We start from the raw sequence: 23,942 nt of genomic DNA on the forward strand, positions 1-23,942 counted from the left end.
CCGCATGAAAGTGCGGCGCTTTTTCGTTACAGAATATCAGGTGTCACGTGGATCAAGGTCGGCACAGGCGCATCGAATGCGGCCCTTACTGCGCTTTGCATCTCTGCCACATTCGAAGGCGCCGAGGAGCGCGCACCAAAGGCTTCGGCAAGTTTGCAGAAATCGGGATTATGCGCCATGACCGCGTTGGGCGCGATCTGGCTGCGCACCATACTGTCCTCGATTTCCTTTAGTTTGCCATTGTCCCATAGAATGATGGGCAGCGACAATCCCAACTCAACCGCCACGCCCAGTTCCTGCATTGTGTAATGGAACCCGTAATCCCCGGCTATAACCGCCGTGGGTTTGCCGCGCCGGGCAACCGCCCCGCCAATACCGGCGGGCAACCCATAGCCAAGAGTGCCAAACCCCGTCGGATGATGCCAGTGATGAGGATAGGCCATGTCCCATACCTCTTTGGCGACATAGGCAAACTGCGTCATGTCCGAATAGATCATAGTGTCGGCCGGCATGGCAGCGCGCAAAGCATCCGAGATCGGCACGATTCCGGGCCGCTCTGCATCCACCTCGGCACGCCAGCGGGCGCGCATCTCGGCGACTTCCTCGGGTGACCAGCCTATTGCTGGTTTCATGTCCTGGGTTGCGTACCACAAGGCGCGGGCAAAGCTCTGGCTGTCGACTTGCAGCTTGATGGCGGCGCGATGGCGATCCGAAAGAACCTCGGGGTCGAGGTCGACGCGTATCAAGGTCGCTTTGTGCCCCAAATCCTGCCGCCACAAATCGACCTCGCCCAGCTCGGCCCCCACCGCAACGACCAGATCCGCCGACGCGATTACCTCGGCGCTGCCGGGACGTGGCAACATGGACCCGAAGTCCAGCGGATAATTTGCGCCCGGCAGCCCGCGCCCGGCATAAGTGGTAAAACAGGCCGCCCCCAGCTGTGTCAAAATCTGACGCCAATCATTCGACCTGCATCCGCCACCTAGGATGAACAGCGGCCTGCGGGCAAGGTTCAACATGGACACGACCGATGACACGTCAGGCGGCAAGGCTTTGGTGCGCAGCGCAGGCTGGTTGGGGAACGGCGCGGGGTCGGCCTCTGCCTGCAACTGCGCGATGGGCACCTGAATGTGCTTGGGGCGCGGGCGAGAAAGCTCGAATTCTTCAAACGCCCGTTCTATCAGCCCATAGGCAGCTTCGGCGGAGTTGGCCTGGACAGACCAATCCGCAACCGTGCCGGCGGCAGCACGCTGATCTTTCATCTGGTGCAACTGACCCCGGACAGCCTGCGTTTCATCCAGACAAGAGGACAGAATCAGCATCGGAACCGAGTCGCTGTAGGCCTGTCCGATCGGGGTCATGATGTTGCACAAACCAGGGCCGGTGATCACATAGGCGACGCCGGGGCGGCCGGTTGCGCGCGCGTAACCATCAGCCATGAATCCGGCACCCTGCTCGTGCCGGGCCAGAACATGCGTGATGCCGGCCTCTTCGATACCACGATACATTTCCTGGTTGTGGACGCCCGGTATACCGAAAATCACATCCACGCCACGATCCTTGAGCATATGCGAGATTTGCGCGCCAAGGGGTCTTTTCATCAGCCTCTCCAGAATTGAACGGTGAAGATCGCGTATACCGCTAAAAGCTCGAGCCGCCCGACCAGCATTCCAGTTGTCAGCAGCCATTTGGCCGTATCGTTGAGACCTGCAAAATTACCCGCCGGTCCGATCTGATCGCCGAGACCCGGTCCAACGTTCGCCAGCGCCGTCGCGGCCCCGGACACCGAAGTAATGAAGTCCAGACCTGTCAGTGCCAACGCCCAGGACAACACTCCCATCGACAGAACGAAGAACATGAAAAAGCTCATCACCGATGTCAGAACGTCCCGTCCGACCGGCCTTCCATCATAGAGCGGCATGAACACGCCATGCGGGGACCTGATCCGTTTGATCTGGCTTTTGATTGAGGCGAACAGCAACTGATAGCGAAAAACCTTGATCGAACACGCAGTCGACCCCGCGCATCCACCGATCAATCCGATCAGGAAAAACAGCATGATCGGAAAGCTGCCCCACCCCATGTAATCGACACTGGCATATCCTGTCCCCGAAATGATCGAGGTGATGTTGAACAGTGACTCGCGGAACGCCTGTTCCCAATGATGCGGAAAGACCGAGGTCAGAAAGACTGACATGATGACAACCAGAACCAGAATGGTCGCCAGAAATGCCCGGATTTGACTGTCTTTCCATAACGACGCCGTATGACCATTGGCCAACTGGACATAGCGCACAAAGGGAAGAGCAGCCAGTATCATGAAGACGGATGCAGCATATTCGGCCGGGCCTGAAAATGTTCCAAACGAGGCATCATAGTTCGAAAAACCGCCCGTGGACACCGTCGTGAAAGCATGCACTAACGCGTCAAAAAAGCTCATCCCAAACGCGGCATAGACCAGCACGCACACAAGAGTCAGGAAGACGTAGATCAGGGAAATCTGCCCCGCAATCTCCTGCGCGCGAGGCAGGATTTTCCCCATGGTTTCAAATCCTTCCGAGCGGAAGATTTGCATGCCACCAACCCGCAATTCGGGCAGGAATACCATCGCGACGACGATGATACCGATGCCTCCCAGCCATTGCAGGATACCGCGCCACAACAAAAGGCCCTTTGGCAGCGTGTCCAACCCTGATATTACGGTCGAACCGGTCGTCGTAAGGCCTGACATCGCCTCAAAATAGGCATCGACAAAGCGCAGCTCGGTTTCACCGAACAGAAACGGGATTGCACCAAACACCGGCAGCGCGACCCAAACACCGGTTGTCAGCAAAAAGGTCTGCCGGATGGTCAGCCCCTCGCCCACACCGTTCGAGCAACTCATCGCCAGGACGGATCCGGTCAGCATTGTGATTATCGCGCTTTCCAGGAACACATTCCATTCGCCGCGACCTTCGATAATGTCCGCGAGCATAGGAAACAGCATGGTCGCCCCAAGAATGGCGACCAGCAAGCCAATCACATATCCGACCGGGCGAAGATCCATCATAACGCGCAGCGTTGGCGCGCCAGCCCGACCGTGTCAAGCAGATGATCCCGGTTTACGTGTCTGTTTTGGTATCCGCTCCCGGCATTGCGGGCGGTTTCGACGGCGGTCGCGTTTTGCGCGCCTGCGGTTTTGATTGTTCTGCCGATGCCGCAGGTTTTGACCGCGCAGCAGCGGGCGCCGACTGCTGAGTTTCTGCTTTGGGAGCAAGGGGCGCGGTTTTTGCTGGGGTCGAAACGGTTTGTTCGATAGGCTTAGCGGCTTTGGCACGCGCAGCAGGTGCCTTGGTCGCAGAAGCCGCCGGTCTGGTACGAGGTTTTTTTGCCGGGGCCGACGCGCCAGAGGAAGACGTGGTTGCAGTCGCGTTCCGCGCAGCCGGTTTGGCGTTTTTTGCAACAGCTGCGGCCGGTTTCGGTTCTGTTTTTGGCTGCGGCGCCGATTTGGGTGCTGGTCTTGGTGCGGGCTTTGCTATCGCCGCAGGTTCAGCCTTTGGCGTGACGGCGGCGCGCGGCTTCGCGGAAAACTCCGCAGGTTTGAGCTCAGGTTTGCCGGCGGTGACCTTCGTTACGGTTTTTTTCACTGCTGCAGTCTTTTTGACGGCAGGTTTTTGCACACGCGGCGCAGTGGCTTTTGCCTTGATTGTCGTCTTTTCCACCGGCTTTTCCGGGGACGCAGCAGCCACGTGCAACGCTTGCACAGGAGCCATCGGCAATTCGAACGCTGAACGGGCTACGATCTGCATGATCTTCATCTGGTTGACCATTGCGTAACCAGCCATGCGAATTGCCGCAGCTTGAAACTCCAGCGGTTGGGTAATCGGATTCATTACATGCTTCTCCTGTAATAACGATGCAGCCCAAATGTGATGGATAAAACGCCTTGCCATCTTCGATTTCTCGAACGGTGGTCGCGGTCTTGCAGTCCAAGGCGTCTCACGTCTCGGCATCCTTTTCGGGGCGGCCAGCCAATCAAATGGCAAGCATCCAGCTGCTGCATTCACGATAGATATATAACAAACGACTGCGCAAATGCAGCATTTTTGCTGCATTGCGGCAAAAGAACGCCTACCGCCGCAATCTCTGATTAAATCCTAATCGCTTACACAGCGGTATTCACCCAACGTGAAACAAAGTGTTGAACAGTCTTGGATCCAAGCTGGATGCCGCAAAGGTTGGGCCTTCGGTCAGAATCGACACAGCGTCGTGGCTATGCAGGCTTTCCTGATGGCTGGCTATTATCCGGAAATCACCAACATGATGATCTGCCAGCAATTCGGCGCAGAACAAGCGCGCCGCATCTTCGACAAAAATCGGATTGGCTGCGTTCAACTCGGCAAAAGCCTGTTCGTCTTCACGTTTGACCATGACCTGAGTTTCGGTCGGCACCGCGCGTCGGCACAACTCGATCAGGTCTTCGAACCAAAGACAATCGGCATCGCAATCCACGACCACGGAAATCCGCGCGACAGATCGTTGCGAATGCGGTGTTGCCAATTGTCCCCGCATGACACGGGCATGTTCGCTCAACTCCAGAGAGCACGGGCAGGTCGAGGAATAGACATAGTCCAGATGCATGATCTTCTGGCGCACACCGCCCGTCTCAACCAGTTCCAGAGCGATGTCGTAATATTGATATCCTTCCAGACCTGATCTCAGGCTCTTGACCTTGTCGGGGTAAGAAAACCGCATTTGGATACGAGCGTCGAAGCTGTCCAGATCGGTCATGTAGTCGTCAAGCGCCGCCTGCATGACTTCGAAGCTGAATGTACGCTCGGCATGTTTGTAAAAAGACCGCATGATCCGGGACATATTGATGCCCTTTTTCTCGGCCTCAAGGCTGACGGTGCCCGTAACAGATGTCTCAAGCGTCAGGTCTTCCCCATCTTTCCGATGGAAACGGATCGGCAGGCGAAAGTTCGAGATGCCAACATGCTGGATCTGCTGCTTGGCACCGCGTATCAAGCTGGACGGGCCGTTTTGCAAGTCGGGCAACGACGCTCGGTAATCCGCGTCAACCGAGAAACCCTCCGGGTACTCGCGCGAAAGCGAAGGATAGTTCACCCGGGTCAGGCCGGGCACCAGCCGCGCAATAGCCGGATCCAGTTGGCTGATCTCGGATGCCGTCGCAGATTCCGCCCATTGCCGCAGAACTTTCAGGGCCTCGGCGGCTTTTTCCTGATCCGGGGTCTCATCAATGTCGCGCGGGTGGATGTTCATCGGCTGCGGTTCCTCGATTGGTCGTAGAAATATATACGACTGCAGGTGATTTACCAGTTTAACCCAATACGCAGGCAATAGCAGTCCGGATTGAAAAAACCGGCGCAAAACCGTCATTCTGCAACGAAATACGCCTTTCGCAGACACAAAGGCCAGGCTTCAACCGCGAACACCACCCGAAAAGACGCCGCGTTCACAGACAACGCGACGACCCCTAGTGGTAAGAGGCTTTTCACTGTGCTGCTGTTTGCTTCTGCGAAGCCTCCAATGCCTGCTGGATGTCTGCCAGCAGGTCTCTGGCGTCTTCCAGGCCAACGGAAAAACGGATCAGGCCCGGCGTAATGCCCAGTTCGTCTTTCTGCGCATCGCTCAGACGCTGGTGCGTTGTGGTCGCCGGGTGCGTTGCGATCGACTTGGCATCGCCCAGATTGTTCGAGATCACAGGAATGGTCAGCGCATTGAGGAAAGCAAAAGCCGCGTCCTTGCCGCCTTTGATATCCAGGGACAACACGGTCCCGCCTTTTCCACCAAGTTGCGATTGAACCAGAGCGTTTTGCGCGTGGGTCTTCAAACCGGGGTAAAGGGTGCGCGCCAGCGCCGGGTGCCCTTCCAGCGCCTCTGCGATCCGTTGTGCACTGTCGGCCTGCGCATTGACGCGCAGCGCCATGGTTTCCAGACCTTTGAGCATGACCCATGCATTGAACGGGCTGAGCGCACCGCCGGTATGCTTCAGATACGGCTCGACGGTTCCGCGGATGAAATCCCTGGTGCCGATGATGACGCCGCCCAGCGCACGGCCCTGTCCGTCAATATGCTTGGTCGCCGAATAAACGACCACATCCGCGCCCTGTTCTATCGCGCGCGAAAAGACGGGCGTCGAAAACACGTTGTCCACCACCACAATCGCCCCGACGGCATGGGCCAACTTGGACACAGATGCGATGTCGATCACTTCAAGAGTCGGGTTCGACATCGACTCGAAGAAGACCGCCGTGGTGTCCGGGCGGATCGCTGCCTGCCATTGCTCCAGATCGGTGCCATCCACAAAGGTCACCTCGACGCCAAAACGGGTCAGGATGTTTTCCAGAATGTACAGGCAGGATCCGAACAGTGCCTTTGCTGAAACAACATGGTCCCCGGCCTTCAGCATCGAGGTCAGCGCACCGTTCACCGCCGCCATGCCCGAAGCCGTCGCAAACGCATCCTCGCCACCTTCAAGGGCCGCGATGCGCTGTTCGAACATCGAAACCGTCGGGTTGCCATAGCGGGCATAAATGAACTCATCAGGGCCGCATTCCAGAAACCGGGCTTCGGCCTGTTCGGCGGTTTCGTACACAAAGCCCTGCGTCAGGAAAATCGCCTCGCTCACCTCGTTGTACTGACTGCGGCGGACACCGCCATGGACGGCTTGGGTGCGTTTGTTCCAGTTCTCGCTCATCTCATTCCCTTTCAGCCTCCGGCGGAGGCAAACAAAAAACCCCAGACGCGGCCAAGCGAAAGGGGTCTTTCATCCTGACCTTTTAGCGGTGTTGTTTAGCGTGGCCCGCAATCCGGTAACAAATCGCCACGAAGCTTCAGGATCGCAATACGCCCCGGGCGGTTTGCGGTCAAGCCCGGCCTGCGTTTCGGTCACGCTTTCGTAAGCGGTCCTTGCCGAACCGGCAAAAACCCGCATGATCCCTTCAACATCAGGAGAACACATGGCCGACCCGATTGATCTGTATTTCTGGCCCACACCGAACGGCTGGAAAGTGTCCATCGCCCTTGAAGAGATGGAGCTGCCCTATACCACGCATCTGGTCGATATCGGAAAGGGCGATCAGTTCGACCCGCAGTTCCTGAAGATCGCCCCGAACAACCGAATGCCCGCAATCGTGGACCCTGACGGGCCGGATGGTGCACCGATCTCGGTTTTTGAAAGCGGGGCAATTCTGATGTATCTGGCCCGCAAGACCGGGCAGTTCTATGGCAGGACCGAGCGTGATCGGATCGCCGTCGAAGAATGGCTTATGTGGCAGATGGGCGGTGTTGGCCCGATGGCCGGTCAGGCGCATCACTTCCTGAAATACGCACCGCAACTGAACCCGCCACAGGACCTGCCCTATGCCAAAGATCGATACCGGGCCGAGGTCGGTCGTCTGTACGGGGTGCTCGACAGACGGCTCGCCGAGAACGAATACGTTGCCGGAGATTTCTATTCGATTGCAGACATGTCGATCTGGGGCTGGGCCAGCCTGTGGGAAGGGCAGCAGCAAGTGCTGGAGGACAAACCCCACTTTGCGCGCTGGCTGAAGACCGTCGGCGCCCGCCCCGGTGTTCAGGCCGGGCGCGCTCTGCACGCAGAGCTACGAGGAGACAATCGTGACAAGCAGGCGCAGGAGGTCTTGTTCAAACGATGACTGCGTTGAAAACCCGTTTGGATTGACGCGGATCATCAGCCCTGTCCGCCCTGGCCACGGCTGGTTCGGCTAGCGAAACTTGAATTCGGGTTCCGCCGGGAAAGGCATTGGGGTGTTCCTCCAAGCACCACTGCGCAGCGCGGCAGGATTTCTTTGGTCAACGCGCATCCGGGGCGTCAGGACAAAAGCCGCTTGCTTCTTCCCATCCGTTTCCCGCACCAAGCGTGTCATCTCTTTGCGCTTTAGACGCTGCAATTCCGAGAGGTATTTTTGGGTGTTCCCAAGGTGTCTGCGCTCGAAAGAGTGGGCACTCAATGCTTCCTCGATCATTCTGGCGGTATGCACGTATCCTTTTGAACGCGTATGCTCCAACAACTCGCCAAGGCGACCGGCAATCTGGCTCTCATCCAGCTGGACGGTTTTTTCGAACGATCCATTTCGTGTTACTTCGGGCATCTGAACTGACTCTGAGAAGATGTTGAGTAGCGTGCCGTCGCGCCTGCGTTCAGACACAGGCCGACGCATAGAGATGCCCGCAGTACTAACACGGCATCAAAGAGTCGACCGACCAATGCCGAATTGGCGGAAAAGCGCCTTTGACCCGGCGTGATATGCGGAAACTTACCGACATTCATCGGCGCACAGGTCTTGCTGGGCGCAAGGCGGCAAGGCAGCCGCTCGCTATTGTTCATCACGGCAGGCCGCCCCTGCGCCCTGCACCAGCATATCCAGCATCCCCGAAATATCCTCGATTTCTTCCGCAATCACATGGGTCACTGAATGCGCCCGCTGCATCCGGCCCGTCACCTTCAGCAAACGCCCCGAAATCACCGCACGGCGGAACCGTTCGTAGATTTTGCGCCAGACCACCACATTCACGATCCCGGTCTCATCTTCAAGCGTCAGAAAGATCACGCCCTTGGCCGTCCCCGGCCTCTGCCGCAGGATCACAAGCCCGGCCACAGCCACGCGCGCGCCCTCGGGCGGGGAATCCAGTTGGCTGGAAGGTAGGCAGGACGGCGGGCGCGGCCAATCCCGGTTTGAAACCACAGGGCGAATGGGTGTAACAAGCATGAGAACAAAAATAGAACAAACATCAAGAAAGTCCAGACACGGCGCGCTGAGGCGCAAATGAGGCTGGAAAGACCTAAATGCCTTCACTAAGGAAGAAATCGAACATCGCAAAAGGAAGACGCACGCAATGGCAAAGATCACCTATGTCGAGCACGGCGGTACCGAACACACAGTCGAGGTCGCCAACGGACTGACCGTCATGGAAGGGGCCCGTGACAACAACATTCCCGGCATTGAGGCCGATTGTGGCGGCGCCTGCGCCTGCTCGACCTGCCATGTCTACGTCCACCCCGACTGGGTCGAGAAAATCCCGGCCAAGGATGACATGGAAGAAGACATGCTGGACTTTGCCTATGAGCCCGACCCGGCCCGCTCGCGCCTGACCTGCCAGATCAAGGTCACCGATGCGCTGGACGGTCTGGTCGTTCAGATGCCTGAAAAGCAGATCTGATGCACAACAATGCGCCGCGCCTGCCCCGCCGCTTTTGGCAATCTCGGGCACGCGGCGCTTTGCTATCTTTCGGACTTTGGCTCACGCTGCAACCGGCTGACGCGGCGGAAACCATCAACGACGCCCGCTTCACAGAACCAACCACCCGCTACGCCCATGGCGTCCTGGGTGACACGATCGAATATGGCGCGGTGGAATTCACGACCGACACTATGGTCGTAACTGTTCGACTGCCGCAGGATCGCGTGTTCGAAGACCTCGCTCCGCGTTTGGCAGACGTCAACCTGGACGGCGCGCGCGAAGCAATTGTCGTTGAATCCCACGACAAATCAGGGGCTCAACTTGCGATCTACAACGCCGCCGGAGACAAGATCGCGGCCACGCCTCATATCGGCACCCGCTTCCGCTGGCTCGCCCCAATCGGGGCAGCCGACCTGGACGGCGACGGACATGTCGAGATCGCCTATATCGACCGTCCGCACCTTGCCAAAACCCTGCGCATCTGGCGCTACAAAGACAACGCCCTGAGCGAAGTCGCGGCTCTGCCCGGATTGACCAACCACAGGATCGGTGAAGATTTCATTTCCGGTGGCCTGCGCACCTGCGGCGACCGCCCGGAACTGATCGTGGCCAGCGCCGACTGGACGCGGATCGTCAGCGTCTTCTACGACAACGGCTGGATCACATCCGACCGGGGCCCGTTCAACGGCCGCAAAAGCCTTGCCCAAGCCCTGAACTGCTGATCCGCCTCTTCATCTGGCCAAAAAATATCCCGGGGCGTGAGCGGTTGAAAGGAAATCGTCCAGTGGACGATTTCGACCGCGAACGCGCGCAGCGCCGGGAAGCCGCAAGGCCGAGGGGGCACCCCCCCTGCCCCGTCAACCTTCCAAAGCACGCCATCCGATATCGCGCCGGTAAAACCCGTCAGGCCAATCCACAGCTTCAACCATTTCATAGGCCCGGTCGCGCGCCTCTTTCAGCGTGTTCCCACGGGCGGTCACGTTCAGCACGCGCCCGCCCGATGCAACCACGTGTCCATCGACACTCTTTGTACCAGCGTGGAACACCATGTTCCGGCTGCCTTCCGGCAGGCCTTCAAGCCCTTTGATCGCAGTGCCTTTCTTGTAAGCACCCGGATAGCCATTGGCCGCCATTACAACCGTGATGGCATGGTCATCCGCCCAATTCACCCGCATCTCACCCAACCTGCCCTCGGCCGCGGCGTGCATCAGGTCCATCGCCTGCGCGCCCAACCGCATCATCAATACCTGACATTCCGGATCACCGAAGCGGACGTTGTATTCAACCAGCCTTGGCTGCCCGTCCTTGATCATCAAACCTGCATAAAGAACGCCCTGAAACGGCGTTCCCCGGCGCTTCATCTCGGCGATGGTGGGGCGCACGATCTCTTCCATCGCGCGCGCCTCCACCTCTTCGCTCAACACCGGCGCCGGAGAATACGCGCCCATCCCGCCCGTGTTCAGCCCGGTATCGCCCTCGCCAACCCGTTTGTGATCCTGGGCCGTCCCGACTGAAAGAATGTCCTCACCATCGCACAGAACGAACAGCGAGGCTTCTTCACCATCCATGAATTCTTCAATGACGACTTCCGCACCAGCACCGCCAAACGCACCGCCGAACATGTCGTCAATGGCGTCCAGTGCGGTCTTTTCGTCCATCGCAACGATAACGCCCTTGCCTGCGGCCAGACCATCGGCCTTGACCACAATCGGTGCGCCCTGTTCGCGGGTATAGGCTTTGGCAGCCTCGGCCTCGGTAAACCGGGCATAAGCTGCGGTGGGGGCGTTGGCCGCGTCGCAGATTTCCTTGGTGAAACTTTTCGACGCTTCCAGCTTTGCCGCCTCGGCCGAGGGTCCAAAAACCAATACTCCGGCTTCGCGCAACCGATCAGCCACTCCGGCCGCCAAAGGCGCCTCGGGCCCGACGATCACGAAATCAATCGCATTTTCTTCGGCAAAGCCGACAACAGCCCCGCCGTTTTCAATATCCAGAGCGGCACAATCCGCGATCTGCGCGATCCCCGCATTCCCCGGAGCAACGATCAGGCGATCACATTTGGGGTTTTGCAGCACTGCCCATGCCAGGCTGTGTTCGCGCCCTCCGCTGCCGAGAATGAGGATATTCATGAAAGCTCTCCGATCTGCTTGGCCTTGCCTGCGCGGCGTTCTAAGCTGGGCGCGCATTTGAAACAAGGCGCTGAAATGTCCGACCTGCTTGATGACCCGATTCCGGGCCAAAACACCCCTGAATACACAGTGTCCGAAATTTCGGGTGAGGTGAAACGGACGCTCGAAGGCTCATTCGGCCGAATCCGCGTGCGCGGTGAGGTTGGGCGCGTGTTCAAAGCCCGATCCGGGCATCTGTATTACGACATCAAGGATGACCGGAACGTTTTGGCCTGCACCACGTGGAAAGGTCAGATTTCCGGCCTGTCCGTTGTGCCCGAAGAAGGGTTGGAGGTCGTCGTCACCGGCCGCCTTACCGCTTTCGGGGCGCAATCCAAATACAACCTGAACGTTGATGAGGTTTCCGTCGCGGGTCAGGGCGCGCTCATGGCGCTGCTGGAGAAGCGCAAGAAACAACTGGAATCCGAAGGTCTGTTCGCACCTGAACGCAAGAAACCCCTGCCGTACCTGCCGCAGATCATTGGCGTTGTGACATCCCCTTCCGGTGCAGTGATCCGCGACATTCTGCATCGGCTCAGGGACAGGTTTCCGCGCAAGGTGCTGATCTGGCCTGTGGCGGTTCAAGGGGCCAACTGCGCCCCCGAGGTCGCCCGCGCCATCGAAGGCTTCAACCAACTTACACCCGGCGGCGCGTTGCCGCGGCCCGACCTGATCATCGTCGCCCGTGGCGGCGGATCGATCGAAGACCTCTGGGGCTTCAATGAAGAGATCGTCGCCCGCGCCGCAGCCGCGTCGGACATACCGTTGATCTCGGCCGTTGGGCATGAAACCGACACCACCCTGATTGATTTCGTGTCGGACCAGCGCGCGCCGACGCCCACCGCGGCCGCCGAACTGGCCGTTCCGGTGCGCATGGAACTGCTTGCCTGGACCGAAGAGCAAGCTGCGCGCCTATCCCGCGCGGCAACGGATGCCGTCCAACGCCGAACGCAAAGGCTGCGCGATCTGTCCCGCGCCCTGCCGCGCCCGGACAGCCTGTTGAACACACCAAGGCAACGCCTTGATTTGATTGCAGATCGCCTCACACCCGCCTTGATCCGCGGGGTTCAGAACCGTCGCCTGCAAGTGGTGGAATTGTCTGCTCATCTGCGCCCCTCGACCCTGCGAAGCTTGATATCGACGCGACAGGAATCGCTGCGCAACCTGTCATCGCGCCTGTCCTTGCGACCGATCCAAAGGGAAATCGATCAACAGCGCCAAAACCTCGATCGTTTGCGCGATCGAATGCACACGGCCCAAACCACGCGACTGGACCGCCTCAAACAGCAACTCGAAGCGACGGACCGCCTGCGCGAGACGCTGAGCTACAAAGCCACTTTGGACCGCGGATACGCAGTCGTCCGGGCCGAAGGGAATGTGATCACCACCAAGACTCAGGCCGCCAAACAAACGGCGCTCGAGATCGAATTCGCCGATGGTGTTCTCAGCACCGGCCCGGGCGCGAAATCACCCTCGAAGAAACCCAGGCCGGACACCCCGGATCAGGGATCACTGTTCTAAGCCATGTTGACCATCTGGGGCTGAAGGACATCATCCAATGTACAGGCCCTGATGTGGTGCGTCGGTGAGCTGGCGCTGGAGTTTCAGCGCCACGATGCCGGGCACAGGTTCGGCCTGCTGGACACCGATGAGTTTCGCAAGCTGAACCCGAACGGCACCATCCCCGTGATACAGGACGGCCCAAATCCCCCGCTGTGGGAGACGGGGCCGATCCTGCGCTACCTTGCCTCCATGTACGGAGCGGATGATTTCTGGCCACGCGATCCGACCCGGCAAGCCGAAGTGGACAAATGGGCGGAATGGGCCAAGATCAATATCGCGATGGCCTTCACGGTACCTGTGTTCTGGCGGGTCGTGCGAACCTCGCAGGCAGAGCGCGATCACCAAGCGATCGAAACGGCCGTCACAGCGCTAGAGAACACGCTGACAATCGCCGATGCGCAACTTTCCGAAAACACTTTCCTGTGCGGTTCCTGCCTGACTTTGGCCGATATCCAGTTGGGACACATACTCTATCGCTACTATGACATCGATGTTTCGCGCGCATCACTGCCCAGCTTGCGCCGCTATTATGAAGGGTTGACGGACAGAACAGCTTACCAAACCCATGTCATGATCAATTATGATGAGCTGCGCGCCAACTGATCAAACGCCAACGTCCGGCCCGTAACAAACCATTTCTTCCCCAAGATCCTCTGCCTCATACAGCTCGGTCGCTTGCGGATTGCCTTCGAACTGCGCAATCAAACCGCCACCGGATTGAGTGAAAACCCAGCATTGCGGATCCAACCTGTCTTCGTAGACAAAGCAGATCTGCTCACCCTGCTGATACCAGATACCTTCCTTGCAATTCCCGTCGAGAAAAGACCAGATCACACGACGGTTCGGAAGATACCGCTCCACCCCGTAAATCTGACCTTCGAACCCGTAAAACAGAGTTTTGCCCTGCGTATACTTGTCGAACTCCGAGCCAGACAGGGGCGTTTGTGCCGCCACGGAATGTGCGGCAAAAGTCACGAGAATCATCAGGAACCTGAACATGTTTCCATTTTGTCAGAAGCGCTTCGGTCATGCCATTCGCCTGTTGAACTGGTGTCATCACATAGCACTTAACTCAACGTAAGCGGTTGATTTCACGCCACGCCCCAGATCAGATTATTCTGAACCGGCGAGGAGATGACATGCCAACCCTACTGTTCTGGATCGCCTTTGGCTGTGCCCTTGGGTACCTGCCGCTGACCTCCCGGCCCGCCGGTTCTTTGCGCACTGTACTGAAAACCGCATCGGTCGCCCTATTGGCGGTCACGGCCATCATGAACGGTGGGCCTTGGCTGTTGGTTCTTGCCCTCGCTCTTTGTGCGACAGGCGACGCGCTGCTGTCGCGCGAAACAGATGCCACCTTCATGACGGGCATCGCCGCATTTGCCGCCGGGCATCTGGCCTATATCGCTCTGTTCCTGACACTGCCGATCAGTTCTGCCGGGCTGATCCTCGGCGCGCCTGTGATTGTATGGTCTTTGATCATTCTGGGCATCATCATGGCCACATTGCTCGCGCCCCGCGCCGGAGACCTGAAGGGGCCCGTTCTGGCCTATATCCCCATCATTCTTGGCATGGGGGTCACGGTGCTGGCACTGCCAGATGCCGGTCCCCTTCGGTGGGCGTTTCCCGCCGCCATGGCCTTCATCGCGTCAGATCTGATCCTCGCAACCGAGAAGTTCCTGCTGCCGCCGCACCATCCGGCCCTTAAGGTGACGCCCTATCTTGTATGGCCCCTTTACTGGGGTGCTCAGCTTGGCTTTGTCCTTGCGTTTGCGTGACCCTTTGCAACTGCCGCAAATCCGCATTAGGTGAAGGGAACACCTGTGGAGACCAAGTATGGCGTTTTTCTCAAAGCTAAAGGACAAGCTGTTCAAATCTTCATCTCGTCTTGAAGAAGGGCTGGAAGCCATCGTCGAGGATGGCGGCGAGGAAACGGCGGCTCCGGACCCGGTGATCCCCCAGCCGCAGCCCGATCCGCAACCCGTTCCAGAAGTGCCAGAGCCTGCCCCGGCACCGCAACCGGTTGAACCGCCGGCACCGATCCCGGCTGACCCCACGCCTGTCGCTCCACCGCCGGAAATACCGGAATCCAAGGGTATCCTGAACCGCCTGTTCAATCGAGGCGCCGTCACGGAAATGCGCCGCACCCTGGACGATGACATGTTGGAGCAGCTCGAAGAGTTGCTGATCGCCTCGGACATGGGCGTCGACACGGCCTTGCGTGTCACGTCGAACATGGCCGAGGGCCGCTTTGGCCGCAAACTGTCGACCACAGAGATCAAGCAACTTCTGGCACAAGAAATCGCCCGCGTGATGGAGCCTGTGGCCAAGCCTCTGCCGATCTATCCCAAACGGCCACAAGTGGTGCTGGTCGTCGGCGTCAACGGCTCGGGCAAAACCACGACAATTGGAAAACTGGCCAGCCAGTTCAAAGAGGCCGGCAAAAAGGTCGTCATCGCCGCCGGCGATACTTTCCGTGCTGCGGCCGTGGAACAGTTGCAGGTCTGGGGGGATCGCGCCGGAGTTCCGGTTCTGACCGCCCCCGAAGGCTCGGACCCCGCCAGCCTCGCCTTTGACGCGCTGACCCGTGCACAGGCAGAGGGCGCCGATCTGCTGATGATAGATACGGCGGGCCGCCTGCAAAACCGCACCGACCTGATGGAGGAACTGGCCAAAATCGTCCGCGTCATCCGCAAGGTTGATGACACCGCTCCACACAATACCTTGCTCGTACTCGACGCCACCACCGGACAGAACGCGCTGAGCCAGGTGGAAACGTTCCGCAATCTGGCGGACGTTTCCGGTGTGGTCATGACCAAGCTGGACGGCACGGCCAAGGGCGGTGTTCTTGTTGCCCTGGCAGACAAATTCGGGTTGCCCATTCACGCGATCGGAGTTGGCGAACAGATCGACGACCTTGCCCCTTTCGACCCCGAAGAATTCGCCGCCGCCCTCACCGGTCTCGACAAAGGCTGATCCCAGGCTTCATCTGGCCCCAAATATCCTCGGGGGGTGTGGGGGGCAGACAGCCCCCCACCTTCTCCGCTCCGCAAAAGGTCCGCGTATTTGAGCGACTGGCTGATCTCTCTCGAAGGCACCGAAGCCGGACACCAGCTGGCATTGGCGCTGGCTTTGATGGCGGCGTTCCTGCACGCCGTCTTTGGGGCATTGCAAAAAGGCAGGCATGACCCGTGGCTGTCCCGCGGCGCGATCGACGCCTGCTATTGCCTCATGGCCGCCCCCTTCGCCTTTTTCGTGGTGCCCTGGCCCGAACCTCATATGTGGCCGATCTTCGCGCTCGTCTGGCTGATCCACATCGCCTACAAGACACTGCAAGCCATGGCATATACCAAAGGCTCTTACACCGTCGTCTATCCGGTGGTGCGCGGGACGGGCCCGCTGTTCACGGTCATCGGTGCCTATCTTCTGTTCGGCGAAACATTCTCGGCCGTTCAATGGCTGGGCGTGGCCACCTTGCTGGCGGGGATATTCGGGTTGGCTGCCTACAACTTCAGGTTCCTGGAAACCAACAGGGATACGCTGGGCATCGCGCTGACACTGGCGATCATCACTGGCCTGTTTGTGGCCCTGTACACCACCTATGACGCCTATGGCATTCGCGCCACCGCCGATCCGTTCACCTTTCTGGCCTGGTTCTTCATGATCGACGGCGCGGCCATGCCGATATACGCATTTCTCAGGTGGCGCGCGATGGCGCACAGACCTGCGCTTGGTCCGCTGATGCTGCGCGGCCTCGCTGGCGGTATCATCGCCCCTTTGTCCTTCGGGGCGATCATGCTGGCCACCCGGCTGGACAAAGTCGGTGAAGCAGCCGTTCTGCGCGAAACCTCAACAGTCTTCGCTGCGCTGATCGGCTGGCTTGTGCTAAAGGAAACGGTTGGCCCAAGACGCATTGCCCTGATGGCATTGATTGCACTTGGCGCCGTAATAGTTGAAATGGGCGGATAAGCAGCAGGAAGTACAGATGACAGGCAAAAAAGACATCAACCCGTTTCTGAAACAGGTTCTGGAACTTGGCCCCCCGCTGGCCTTCTTCTTCATCTACCTGCGCCTGCGCGACGACAGCTTTCTGATCGGCGGCATCGAGTATTCCGGCTTCATTATCGCCACGATTATCTTTGTCCCCCTGATGCTGGGGGCAATGGGTATCCTATGGTATTTGACCGGCAAACTCAGCCGGATGCAGATCTTCACGGCCATCATGGTGATTTTCTTCGGCGGTCTCACAGCCTGGTTCAACGACGAGCGGTTCTTCAAGATGAAAACCACACTTGTCTATGGTCTGTTTGCCCTGATCCTCGGCATCGGTCTGGTGCAAAAGAAATCCTACCTGGCCTATGTTCTGGACGAAATGCTGCCGATGAAACACGAAGGCTGGATGATACTCACGCGCCGTCTGTGTGCTTGTTTCGCCGTTCTGGCCGCCGCAAACGAATTCGTCTGGCGCACCATGTCGACGGATCTGTGGGTCAAGATCGAGACTTTCGGCTTTCCCATCGCGCTGATGGCCTTCCTGATGCTTCAGTTCAGCATTCTGCAACGCTATATGGACGATCCCGAGCAGAAATAGCGGCCTTTACACCCGCCAGACCTGCCAAAACAAACAAAATTCTTGGCTTGAGCGCCCAGCTATGGGAAGTTGTGCCACCACCCACTCTCATACCCTGCCCAAGATCGGTGCATACATGACGGCCTTTCCCACCAGCGGCTTCCTTGCCGAAGCTTCCGACGGGCTCAGAGAAATGCTTTCGGCGCAGGCGACCGAAATATCTCTGTCCCAAGGTGAAATACTTTTTGAACAAGGTGACGAGGGCGACTCTCTCTATGCCATTTTGGAAGGCACGTTAGAGGTTTCCTTTCTGGCAATGAGCGGCCGCAAACTGACACTTACCTTGATGCGCCCCGGCGAAGTCTTCGGTGAAATCGCGTTGTTCGACAATGGTCCGCGTACGGCCACCATTGCGGCGGCCGAAAAGTCGCGTGTACTGCGTGTGCGCCGCAACGACGTTATGAACCAGATCAGACAACAGCCAGACCTTGCCGTGGATATGATCCGTCTGGCCGGATTGCGGATGCGATGGATGGGATTGCAATTGAACGAGCAGGTCTTTCTGCCCATGCCTATTCGGCTGGCCCGCAAGCTGCTGCACCTGTCCAGTTTGCAGGACGACCCGGCCGCGCGCATCACCCTGTCGCAGAGCGAACTGGCCGAATTTGTCGGTGCCACACGCGAGGCAGTATCCAAAACCATCTCGATCTGGAAACGCGACAACATGGTCGAAGCCTCTCGAGGTGGTTTGCTGATCCAGGACTTTGAAGCCCTGCGAGAATTGGCTGATTCAGATCTTATTTGATCCGGTGTGATCTGGTTCACAGACCATCGAATACGCTTTGACCTAACGTGAGATTGTTACCGTAGGAGGTCAGAGAATCATCCCCGATATCTGTCCACTGACCTCTCCCTGTATCTGAGCCATACGCAATCACTGCGTATGGCTCATTTTTTTGCGTGGCGGTGATACCCGGTCTGGCCCGCAAAAAAAGGCCGGGTAGTTCTCCCGGCCTGTTCAATCAGTTCTCAAGGCTCAGCGCCACAAAACGCGGATCGCCGCCCCTGCGCACCAACAGCAGCAGAGATTTGCGACCAGCTTCGCGCGATTCTTCCATACGGGCTTCGAGATCTCCGATGGTTTCCACCTTTTGCTGGCCTGCTTCGGTGATCACGTCACCTGCCCGCATTCCCTTGGCATACGCCTCAGATGCTTCATCGACATCCGTAATCACAAGGCCGTCTGCATCATCATCCAGACCCAAATCTGCACGCAGCGTATCGGTCAGGGGGGAAATCGTCAGGCCCAGAATATCCGCGTTCTCTTCAATCGGAGCTTCCTGCGGTTCCTCCTCGCCAGTGTCAGCGCGTTCCGCATCTTCCCGACGCCCTAGTGTCACAAGTACGGTCTGGGTTCCGCCGTCGCGGTGCACGACCACTCTGACCGACTTGCCAACTTCTGCTTCACCGACCTGACGCACCAGACCTCGCGTGTCTTCCACCTCGACGCCATCAAAGCTGAGGATCACGTCACCCGCCTTCAACCCAGCTTCCTTGGCGGGGCCGTCCGGTACATCGCTGATCAGCGCCCCGCCCGGCTTTTCCAGGCCCATGGCCTCGGCCATGTCCTCGGTTACGTCCTGAATACGGACGCCCAACCACCCGCGGCGGGTCTCGCCATATTTGCGCAATTGATCCACGACCTTCACGACAACATTCGACGCCATCGAGAAACCGATGCCGATCGAACCGCCGTTGGGCGACAGGATTGCGGTGTTCACACCGATCACTTCGCCGTCCATGTTGAACAGCGGCCCGCCCGAGTTGCCCCGGTTGATCGCCGCGTCCGTTTGAATGTAATCGTCATAGGTTCCGCTCAGCGCTCGGTTGCGGGCTGAAACGATGCCCGCCGATACCGAAAAGCCTTGCCCAAGCGGGTTGCCCATGGCGATAACCCAGTCACCCACACGCGCTACGTCGCTGTCGCCGAATTTCACGTATTTCAGTGGGCCCGAAGCCTCGACCTTGAGCAGCGCGATATCGGTTTTCTCATCCGTTCCGATAACCTTGGCCACCAGCTCTTTCTTGGGTTGCCCATCGCCGGGGAAGAATTCCACAAGTATCTCATCGGCTTCGGCGATCACATGGTTATTTGTGACGATAAAGCCATCTTCCGAGATCACGAAACCAGATCCCAGCGCGTTGCTTCTGCGCGGCGCGTTGTCACCGTTGTCACCGTTGCGATCCTGAAACTCGCGAAAGAAATCCTCGAACGGAGAGCCTTCAGGAACAATACCTTGCGGTCCAGTTTGGCCTTCGATCAAAGTGCTGGTGGTAATGTTCACTACTGCCGGGCTGATTTCCTCGGCCAGCGGTGCCAGACTTTCACTTTTGGCCTGCGCTGCAACCGATTGCGCCAGCAACAGCAGTGAACCTGCAAAAGCCAGCCACATCAGCCGCATCCAAACACTCACTTCGTCCCACCGGACGGATACACTGCGCGCTTTCGCCTGCACTTGAGCTCTCCTTGTCGACATTCACGCCAAGACCGCTTGTTCTCGGCCTTTCTTACAAACCAATGTAGTCAGTTTGCCCCCACGAGCAACTCGGGATCGCAGCGAAATCACCAGCAAGTGAAACCACAGCGTCAAAATCCCAATTGTTGCGCGCCCCAAAGCAGGACCAAACCGCTGATCACGCATAGCAATCCGACCATGCGCCGGGCTTGCTCTGGCATGTCCCGCAAGGCTTCAAGCATCCGCTCGATAAGCGAAGGGGCCAGCGCATAGGCCAGCCCCTCGACAATCAGTACCAGCCCGAAAGCCAGAAGGATCATACCCATTATTCAGACGCCGCAGCCGCCGGTGCTCGCCGTCCGGTTGGCGAAGCGAGGTAGTTGAAAAACTCGGAATCCGGGCTCAGGATCAATGAGCTATTACCACCTTGCAGCGCATTTTCATACGCGGTCAGCGAACGGTAGAACTCGAAGAACTCCGGGTCTGCACCATACGCTTCGGCAAAGATCGCGTTGCGTTCGGCGTCAGCTTCACCGCGGATGATTTCCGCTTCCCGACGGGCATCCGAGACCAGTTCGACCACGGTACGGTCTGCCTGAGCGCGAACACGTTGTGCAGCTTCGTTACCGCGTGCGCGCTCGTCGGTCGCCTCACGTTCACGTTCAGCCTTCATCCGGTCGAATGTTGCCTCGAGGTTCGCCTGCGGCAGGTCGGTTGCCTTCAGGCGCACGTCGATCACGTTGACGCCCAGCGCCCGCGCTTCGGCAATCGCGCTGTTGCGGATGCGCAGCATCAGCGCGGCACGGTCTGAACTGAGGATGTCACGCGAGGAGACCGAACCCAGTACTTCGCGGGTTTCAGCGCGCAGGATACGATCCAGACGGTCTTCGGCGACCGGAATACCACCCACACCAACGGCCTGACGGAACTGTTCCAGATCAGAAATCCGATAGCGGGCGAAGGCATCAACCACCAGTCGGCGATCATCCAGAGGCGTAACCTCCAACGGCTGAACGTCGATGGACAGGATCCGGTCGTCATAGCGGACAACTTCCTGAATCAGCGGGATCTTGAACGCCAGACCCGGCTCTTCCTTGACCGCAACAACGCGGCCGAATTGCAGAACCAACGCGCGCTCACGTTCATCCACGATAAAGATCGAGGACAGTACACCAACAATCGCGATGAAAACGATCGGCAGAATAAAGGTCGCTTTACGCATCAGTTGCTCTCCTGTCCGGAATTGCGGCGCAGTTCGTTCAGCGGCAGGTAAGGCACGACGCCCTGCCCCGAACCTGTCGAGTTTTCATCCAAAATGATTTTGTCGACATCACCCAGAACCTGCTCCATCCGCTCCAGGTACAGACGTTTGCGGGTCACATCAGGCGCTTTGGAATATTCTTCCAGAACCGCACTGAAACGGCTCGCCTCACCCATGGCGCTGTTGATCTGTTGTGCGCGGTAGGCTTCGGCTTCTTCGAGTACCTGGGCAGCTTCACCGCGCGCCTCAGCCAAAACCCGGTTGGCGTAGGCGTCCGCCACGTTCTGCAAGCGGTCACGCTCCTGCGCGGCGGCCTGAACATCGCGGAAGGCGGCGATCACGTCCTGCGGCGGGTCGGCCTTGTCAAAGTTCACGCGGATGATGTTCACACCCGAATCGTAGCTGTCCATCGTCGTCTGGATCAGTTCCTGCAGGCGCTCGGCAATGATGCCGCGATCCCGGTTCAGGATTGGTGCCAGCTCGCTCTGCGCGATAATCTCACGCATCGCCGATTCCGACACGGCGCGGATCGTCTGACGCGGATCACGCAGATTGAACAGGAACTTGGCCGGGTCGTTGATATTCCAGACGACCTGGTAATCGATATCGACCACGTTTTCGTCGCCGGTCAGCATGAGGCCATCGTCGCTGCCCCGGGCTCCGCCCATATCTTCGGTCTGTTCGCGGGTGACCGGAATCACCTCGGCAGTGACAAACGGCCATGGCGCGAAGTTCAGACCCGGATTGCCAACCGCAGAAAACTCACCCAGAAACAGCTCAACTGACTGTTCTTCCGGTTTTACAGTATAAAAGCTGGCCAGCCCCCACAAAACGGCAGCCGCCACCAGACCAATCGCAACTGTACCTTTAGTAAAGGCCGGGCCTCCACCGCCCTGACCACCGCTGCCACCACGGCCACCGCCGCCGCGACCGCCCATCAGGACGCGCAGCTGCTCCTGGCCTTTTTTCATCAGCTCGTCGATCTCGGGAATCTGCGGGCCTTCGCCTTCGGGTGGGCGTCGCCCGTCCCCGTTGTTACCCCGATTTCCTCCACCTCCTGAAGAGCCTCCGCCCCCCCAGGGGCCACCGCTGTTGCCCGCCATATGTATCATTTCCTTCGTTTAGGCCCGTGTGATCACGGGCACACTTGTAACTTGTGTGCGCGCGCTTGCAAATCAAGCGGAGCGTACAGGTTGCCGCATTGTCACCAGTTCTTCCGCCATAACGGGATGTACTGCAACCGTGCGATCGAAATCTTCCTTTGTCGCGCCCATCTTTACGGCAATTCCGGCCAGCTGGATCATCTCTCCTGCTCCGGGGGCGACAATATGGCAACCCAGTACCTTGCGCGTGGCCTGAGACACGATCAGTTTCATCAGAACCCGTTGCGTGCCACCGGCAAACGCCTTCTGCATCGGTTTGAATGAAGTGGCATACACATCGATCGGTTCCTGGGCTGAGGCTTCTTCCTCGCTCAGGCCGACTGTGCCGAATTCCGGTTGCGTGAAAATAGCGGTTGGGATCAGCGCGTGATCTACTGGTGTCGGGTTGCCTTTGAAGACGGTTTCCACAAAAGCCATACCCTCACGAATGGCCACGGGTGTCAGGTTGACCCGGTCGGTCACATCGCCAATGGCATAGATCGACGGAACCGCGGTCTGGCTGTATTCATCCACGACGATCTCGCCCTTGCGCCCACGTTCAACGCCCAGGTCTTCCAGCCCGAGGTTATCGGCATTCGGTGCCCGGCCGGTGGCGTACATGACAACATCGAAACGATCCTCGGTGCCGTCCGTCGCCTTGACGCGGATCTGGTCGCCATCTTTGGTCATTTCCAACACATTGGTGCCCAGACGGACATCGATGCTGTTCTGGCGCATCTCTTCGCAGATCAGCCCACGCGCTTCTTCATCAAAGCCACGCAGGATCTGCGCACCGCGATAGAATTGCGTGGTCTTGACACCCAGACCGTTCATGATCCCGGCAAATTCGCTAGCGATATAGCCACCGCCGACGATCAGAATGCTTTCGGGCAGCTTGTCCAGATGGAAAATCTCATTCGACGTGATCGCAAGATCCGATCCCGGGAAATCCGGCACCACCGGTCGACCGCCTGTTGCAATCAAGATGTGTTTGGCGGTTTTGCGGGTGCCATTGGCCAGCTCGACCGTGTGCGCATCCACCAGGCGCGCCCGCTGATCAAAGCTTTCAACGCCGTTGTTTTTCAGGATGCTGCGATAAATCCCTTCCAACCGGTCCAGTTCTGCAACCAGTTTGCCGTGAAACATGTCCCAGTCAAACGCGCCGGGCTGAACATCCCAACCATAAGCTTGCGCATCTTCGATCATGCCCGAGTATTCACTGGCAAAGACCATCAGTTTCTTTGGCACGCAGCCCCGGATCACGCAGGTGCCGCCATAGCGGTCTTCTTCAGCCAGCGCGACCTTTGCACCGGCTTCACCCGCCGCCACGCGTGCCGCCCGGACCCCGCCCGAGCCTCCGCCGATCACAAAAAGATCATAGTCAAAGCTCATGCCGGGTTCCTTCGTTCAACTTGCAAAAATCCTCTGGATATCTGGGCGCGAAAACCCCGGTGCCAACCCCCGGGCGTGGAATTTTTGATCTTTTGCCGACGCTTGTCCGATTGGCTTGCATAAAAC

The 23,942-nt window shown here is 58.5% G+C and carries 24 protein-coding genes, 1 pseudogene and 1 riboswitch; of the genes and pseudogenes, 11 read left to right on the forward strand and 14 right to left on the reverse strand.

All coding sequences use genetic code 11. The features are described 5' to 3' along the window. Positions 1–26: 26 nt before the first annotated feature. From ACR0A2_RS05235 to metZ, 5 genes are all read right to left on the reverse strand, one after another. Positions 27–1,601, reverse strand: a complete 1,575-nt coding sequence (locus ACR0A2_RS05235; protein ID WP_480834264.1) for a thiamine pyrophosphate-binding protein — start codon at positions 1,599–1,601, stop codon at positions 27–29. Further along, the gene (locus ACR0A2_RS05240; protein ID WP_152457609.1) at positions 1,601–3,049 is read right to left on the reverse strand and encodes a TrkH family potassium uptake protein; all 1,449 of its coding nucleotides are present in this window, start codon (positions 3,047–3,049) and stop codon (positions 1,601–1,603) included. The genes ACR0A2_RS05235 and ACR0A2_RS05240 overlap by 1 nt, the downstream gene beginning before the upstream one ends. Before the next feature lie 52 nt (positions 3,050–3,101). Next, positions 3,102–3,932 carry a hypothetical protein gene (locus tag ACR0A2_RS05245; protein WP_480834265.1) on the reverse strand — a complete coding sequence of 277 codons (831 nt, stop codon included), beginning with the start codon at positions 3,930–3,932 and terminating at the stop codon, positions 3,102–3,104. A 226-nt stretch (positions 3,933–4,158) separates the two neighbouring features. Next, the gene (gene folE2, locus ACR0A2_RS05250) at positions 4,159–5,262 is read right to left on the reverse strand and encodes a GTP cyclohydrolase FolE2 (protein WP_152457607.1); all 1,104 of its coding nucleotides are present in this window, start codon (positions 5,260–5,262) and stop codon (positions 4,159–4,161) included. A gap of 232 nt (positions 5,263–5,494) precedes the next feature. Next, a complete protein-coding gene (gene metZ, locus ACR0A2_RS05255; RefSeq protein ID WP_480834268.1) occupies positions 5,495–6,700 on the reverse strand; it encodes an O-succinylhomoserine sulfhydrylase in 1,206 nt (401 codons plus the stop codon). A gap of 62 nt (positions 6,701–6,762) precedes the next feature. Further along, positions 6,763–6,840, reverse strand: a riboswitch (SAM riboswitch). 122 nt (positions 6,841–6,962) lie between these two features. Between metZ and ACR0A2_RS05260 the strand changes: the two genes are divergently transcribed. Then, the gene (locus ACR0A2_RS05260) at positions 6,963–7,661 is read left to right on the forward strand and encodes a glutathione S-transferase N-terminal domain-containing protein (protein ID WP_480834269.1); all 699 of its coding nucleotides are present in this window, start codon (positions 6,963–6,965) and stop codon (positions 7,659–7,661) included. 69 nt (positions 7,662–7,730) lie between these two features. Here ACR0A2_RS05260 and ACR0A2_RS05265 read toward each other — a convergent pair whose 3' ends face one another. Together ACR0A2_RS05265 and ACR0A2_RS05270 are read right to left on the reverse strand one after the other, a co-directional pair. Continuing rightward, on the reverse strand, positions 7,731–8,117 hold the full coding sequence (locus ACR0A2_RS05265) for a hypothetical protein (RefSeq protein WP_480834271.1): 387 nt from the start codon (positions 8,115–8,117) through the stop codon (positions 7,731–7,733). Positions 8,118–8,342: 225 nt separating this feature from the next. Further along, positions 8,343–8,735 carry an OB-fold nucleic acid binding domain-containing protein gene (locus ACR0A2_RS05270; protein ID WP_480834273.1) on the reverse strand — a complete coding sequence of 131 codons (393 nt, stop codon included), beginning with the start codon at positions 8,733–8,735 and terminating at the stop codon, positions 8,343–8,345. A gap of 127 nt (positions 8,736–8,862) precedes the next feature. On the opposite strand from ACR0A2_RS05270, the gene ACR0A2_RS05275 reads away from it, so the two are divergent. Continuing rightward, on the forward strand, positions 8,863–9,186 hold the full coding sequence (locus ACR0A2_RS05275) for a 2Fe-2S iron-sulfur cluster-binding protein (protein WP_152457603.1): 324 nt from the start codon (positions 8,863–8,865) through the stop codon (positions 9,184–9,186). Then, positions 9,186–9,929, forward strand: coding sequence for an FG-GAP repeat domain-containing protein (locus ACR0A2_RS05280; RefSeq protein WP_480834274.1), 744 nt, complete (start codon positions 9,186–9,188; stop codon positions 9,927–9,929). The genes ACR0A2_RS05275 and ACR0A2_RS05280 overlap by 1 nt, the downstream gene beginning before the upstream one ends. Positions 9,930–10,064: 135 nt before the next feature. On the opposite strand, the gene purD is transcribed toward ACR0A2_RS05280, so the two are convergent. Further along, complete coding sequence (gene purD, locus ACR0A2_RS05285; protein WP_480834275.1) at positions 10,065–11,333, reverse strand: phosphoribosylamine--glycine ligase; 1,269 nt, start codon at positions 11,331–11,333, stop codon at positions 10,065–10,067. 75 nt (positions 11,334–11,408) lie between these two features. Between purD and xseA the strand changes: the two genes are divergently transcribed. From xseA to ACR0A2_RS05300, 3 genes and pseudogenes are all read left to right on the forward strand, one after another. Next, positions 11,409–12,893, forward strand: a complete 1,485-nt coding sequence (xseA, locus tag ACR0A2_RS05290; RefSeq protein WP_480618708.1) for an exodeoxyribonuclease VII large subunit — start codon at positions 11,409–11,411, stop codon at positions 12,891–12,893. Positions 12,894–12,932: 39 nt separating this feature from the next. Beyond that, positions 12,933–13,121, forward strand: a pseudogene (locus ACR0A2_RS05295) (glutathione S-transferase N-terminal domain-containing protein); the annotation flags it as partial. Then, a complete protein-coding gene (locus ACR0A2_RS05300; RefSeq protein ID WP_480834475.1) occupies positions 13,107–13,538 on the forward strand; it encodes a glutathione binding-like protein in 432 nt (143 codons plus the stop codon). The pseudogene ACR0A2_RS05295 and the gene ACR0A2_RS05300, both read left to right, overlap by 15 nt. Here ACR0A2_RS05300 and ACR0A2_RS05305 read toward each other — a convergent pair whose 3' ends face one another. Next, positions 13,539–13,919: a hypothetical protein gene (locus tag ACR0A2_RS05305; protein ID WP_171170685.1), complete on the reverse strand. Its 381-nt coding sequence runs from the start codon at positions 13,917–13,919 to the stop codon at positions 13,539–13,541. Positions 13,920–14,074: 155 nt separating this feature from the next. On the opposite strand from ACR0A2_RS05305, the gene ACR0A2_RS05310 reads away from it, so the two are divergent. The 5 genes from ACR0A2_RS05310 to ACR0A2_RS05330 all read left to right on the forward strand — a co-directional run bounded on the left by ACR0A2_RS05310 (position 14,075) and on the right by ACR0A2_RS05330 (position 18,310). Beyond that, positions 14,075–14,713 (forward strand): lysoplasmalogenase family protein, encoded by a 639-nt coding sequence (locus tag ACR0A2_RS05310; protein WP_480618709.1) that lies wholly within the window; start codon positions 14,075–14,077, stop codon positions 14,711–14,713. Between the two features lie 58 nt (positions 14,714–14,771). Then, the gene (gene ftsY / locus ACR0A2_RS05315; protein WP_480834277.1) at positions 14,772–15,911 is read left to right on the forward strand and encodes a signal recognition particle-docking protein FtsY; all 1,140 of its coding nucleotides are present in this window, start codon (positions 14,772–14,774) and stop codon (positions 15,909–15,911) included. A 90-nt stretch (positions 15,912–16,001) separates the two neighbouring features. After that, positions 16,002–16,904 (forward strand): EamA family transporter, encoded by a 903-nt coding sequence (locus ACR0A2_RS05320; RefSeq protein WP_480834279.1) that lies wholly within the window; start codon positions 16,002–16,004, stop codon positions 16,902–16,904. A gap of 16 nt (positions 16,905–16,920) precedes the next feature. Next, a complete protein-coding gene (locus ACR0A2_RS05325; RefSeq protein WP_480834280.1) occupies positions 16,921–17,526 on the forward strand; it encodes an inner membrane-spanning protein YciB in 606 nt (201 codons plus the stop codon). A gap of 115 nt (positions 17,527–17,641) precedes the next feature. Beyond that, positions 17,642–18,310, forward strand: a complete 669-nt coding sequence (locus tag ACR0A2_RS05330; protein WP_171170683.1) for a Crp/Fnr family transcriptional regulator — start codon at positions 17,642–17,644, stop codon at positions 18,308–18,310. A 217-nt stretch (positions 18,311–18,527) separates the two neighbouring features. Here ACR0A2_RS05330 and ACR0A2_RS05335 read toward each other — a convergent pair whose 3' ends face one another. The 5 genes from ACR0A2_RS05335 to gor all read right to left on the reverse strand — a co-directional run bounded on the left by ACR0A2_RS05335 (position 18,528) and on the right by gor (position 23,816). Next, the gene (locus ACR0A2_RS05335; protein ID WP_480834282.1) at positions 18,528–20,042 is read right to left on the reverse strand and encodes a Do family serine endopeptidase; all 1,515 of its coding nucleotides are present in this window, start codon (positions 20,040–20,042) and stop codon (positions 18,528–18,530) included. A gap of 110 nt (positions 20,043–20,152) precedes the next feature. Further along, positions 20,153–20,347 carry a DUF2065 domain-containing protein gene (locus ACR0A2_RS05340; RefSeq protein WP_480834283.1) on the reverse strand — a complete coding sequence of 65 codons (195 nt, stop codon included), beginning with the start codon at positions 20,345–20,347 and terminating at the stop codon, positions 20,153–20,155. After that, positions 20,347–21,243: a protease modulator HflC gene (gene hflC, locus ACR0A2_RS05345; RefSeq protein ID WP_152457590.1), complete on the reverse strand. Its 897-nt coding sequence runs from the start codon at positions 21,241–21,243 to the stop codon at positions 20,347–20,349. The genes ACR0A2_RS05340 and hflC overlap by 1 nt, the downstream gene beginning before the upstream one ends. Then, complete coding sequence (hflK, locus tag ACR0A2_RS05350) at positions 21,243–22,385, reverse strand: FtsH protease activity modulator HflK (protein WP_152457589.1); 1,143 nt, start codon at positions 22,383–22,385, stop codon at positions 21,243–21,245. The genes hflC and hflK overlap by 1 nt, the downstream gene beginning before the upstream one ends. A gap of 72 nt (positions 22,386–22,457) precedes the next feature. Beyond that, positions 22,458–23,816 (reverse strand): glutathione-disulfide reductase, encoded by a 1,359-nt coding sequence (gene gor / locus ACR0A2_RS05355; RefSeq protein ID WP_480834285.1) that lies wholly within the window; start codon positions 23,814–23,816, stop codon positions 22,458–22,460. Between the last annotated feature and the right edge of the window lie 126 nt (positions 23,817–23,942).

Source organism: Ruegeria sp. H8 (assembly GCF_056532905.1).

What these genes read in the sequence shown, in the direction of transcription:
- ACR0A2_RS05270 (WP_480834273.1), bottom strand. Translation starts at nt 8,735, where the DNA reads ATGCTTGTTACACCCATTCGCCCTGTGGTTTCAAACCGGGATTGGCCG.
- folE2 (WP_152457607.1), bottom strand. Translation starts at nt 5,262, where the DNA reads ATGAACATCCACCCGCGCGACATTGATGAGACCCCGGATCAGGAAAAA.
- ACR0A2_RS05340 (WP_480834283.1), bottom strand. Translation starts at nt 20,347, where the DNA reads ATGGGTATGATCCTTCTGGCTTTCGGGCTGGTACTGATTGTCGAGGGG.
- purD (WP_480834275.1), bottom strand. Translation starts at nt 11,333, where the DNA reads ATGAATATCCTCATTCTCGGCAGCGGAGGGCGCGAACACAGCCTGGCA.
- ACR0A2_RS05235 (WP_480834264.1), bottom strand. Translation starts at nt 1,601, where the DNA reads ATGAAAAGACCCCTTGGCGCGCAAATCTCGCATATGCTCAAGGATCGT.
- hflC (WP_152457590.1), bottom strand. Translation starts at nt 21,243, where the DNA reads ATGCGTAAAGCGACCTTTATTCTGCCGATCGTTTTCATCGCGATTGTT.
- hflK (WP_152457589.1), bottom strand. Translation starts at nt 22,385, where the DNA reads ATGGCGGGCAACAGCGGTGGCCCCTGGGGGGGCGGAGGCTCTTCAGGA.
- metZ (WP_480834268.1), bottom strand. Translation starts at nt 6,700, where the DNA reads ATGAGCGAGAACTGGAACAAACGCACCCAAGCCGTCCATGGCGGTGTC.
- ACR0A2_RS05245 (WP_480834265.1), bottom strand. Translation starts at nt 3,932, where the DNA reads ATGGCAAGGCGTTTTATCCATCACATTTGGGCTGCATCGTTATTACAG.
- ACR0A2_RS05335 (WP_480834282.1), bottom strand. Translation starts at nt 20,042, where the DNA reads ATGTCGACAAGGAGAGCTCAAGTGCAGGCGAAAGCGCGCAGTGTATCC.
- ACR0A2_RS05240 (WP_152457609.1), bottom strand. Translation starts at nt 3,049, where the DNA reads ATGATGGATCTTCGCCCGGTCGGATATGTGATTGGCTTGCTGGTCGCC.
- ACR0A2_RS05265 (WP_480834271.1), bottom strand. Translation starts at nt 8,117, where the DNA reads ATGCCCGAAGTAACACGAAATGGATCGTTCGAAAAAACCGTCCAGCTG.
- ftsY (WP_480834277.1), top strand. Translation starts at nt 14,772, where the DNA reads ATGGCGTTTTTCTCAAAGCTAAAGGACAAGCTGTTCAAATCTTCATCT.
- ACR0A2_RS05305 (WP_171170685.1), bottom strand. Translation starts at nt 13,919, where the DNA reads ATGATTCTCGTGACTTTTGCCGCACATTCCGTGGCGGCACAAACGCCC.
- ACR0A2_RS05260 (WP_480834269.1), top strand. Translation starts at nt 6,963, where the DNA reads ATGGCCGACCCGATTGATCTGTATTTCTGGCCCACACCGAACGGCTGG.
- ACR0A2_RS05330 (WP_171170683.1), top strand. Translation starts at nt 17,642, where the DNA reads ATGACGGCCTTTCCCACCAGCGGCTTCCTTGCCGAAGCTTCCGACGGG.
- ACR0A2_RS05310 (WP_480618709.1), top strand. Translation starts at nt 14,075, where the DNA reads ATGCCAACCCTACTGTTCTGGATCGCCTTTGGCTGTGCCCTTGGGTAC.
- ACR0A2_RS05280 (WP_480834274.1), top strand. Translation starts at nt 9,186, where the DNA reads ATGCACAACAATGCGCCGCGCCTGCCCCGCCGCTTTTGGCAATCTCGG.
- ACR0A2_RS05325 (WP_480834280.1), top strand. Translation starts at nt 16,921, where the DNA reads ATGACAGGCAAAAAAGACATCAACCCGTTTCTGAAACAGGTTCTGGAA.
- gor (WP_480834285.1), bottom strand. Translation starts at nt 23,816, where the DNA reads ATGAGCTTTGACTATGATCTTTTTGTGATCGGCGGAGGCTCGGGCGGG.
- xseA (WP_480618708.1), top strand. Translation starts at nt 11,409, where the DNA reads ATGTCCGACCTGCTTGATGACCCGATTCCGGGCCAAAACACCCCTGAA.
- ACR0A2_RS05275 (WP_152457603.1), top strand. Translation starts at nt 8,863, where the DNA reads ATGGCAAAGATCACCTATGTCGAGCACGGCGGTACCGAACACACAGTC.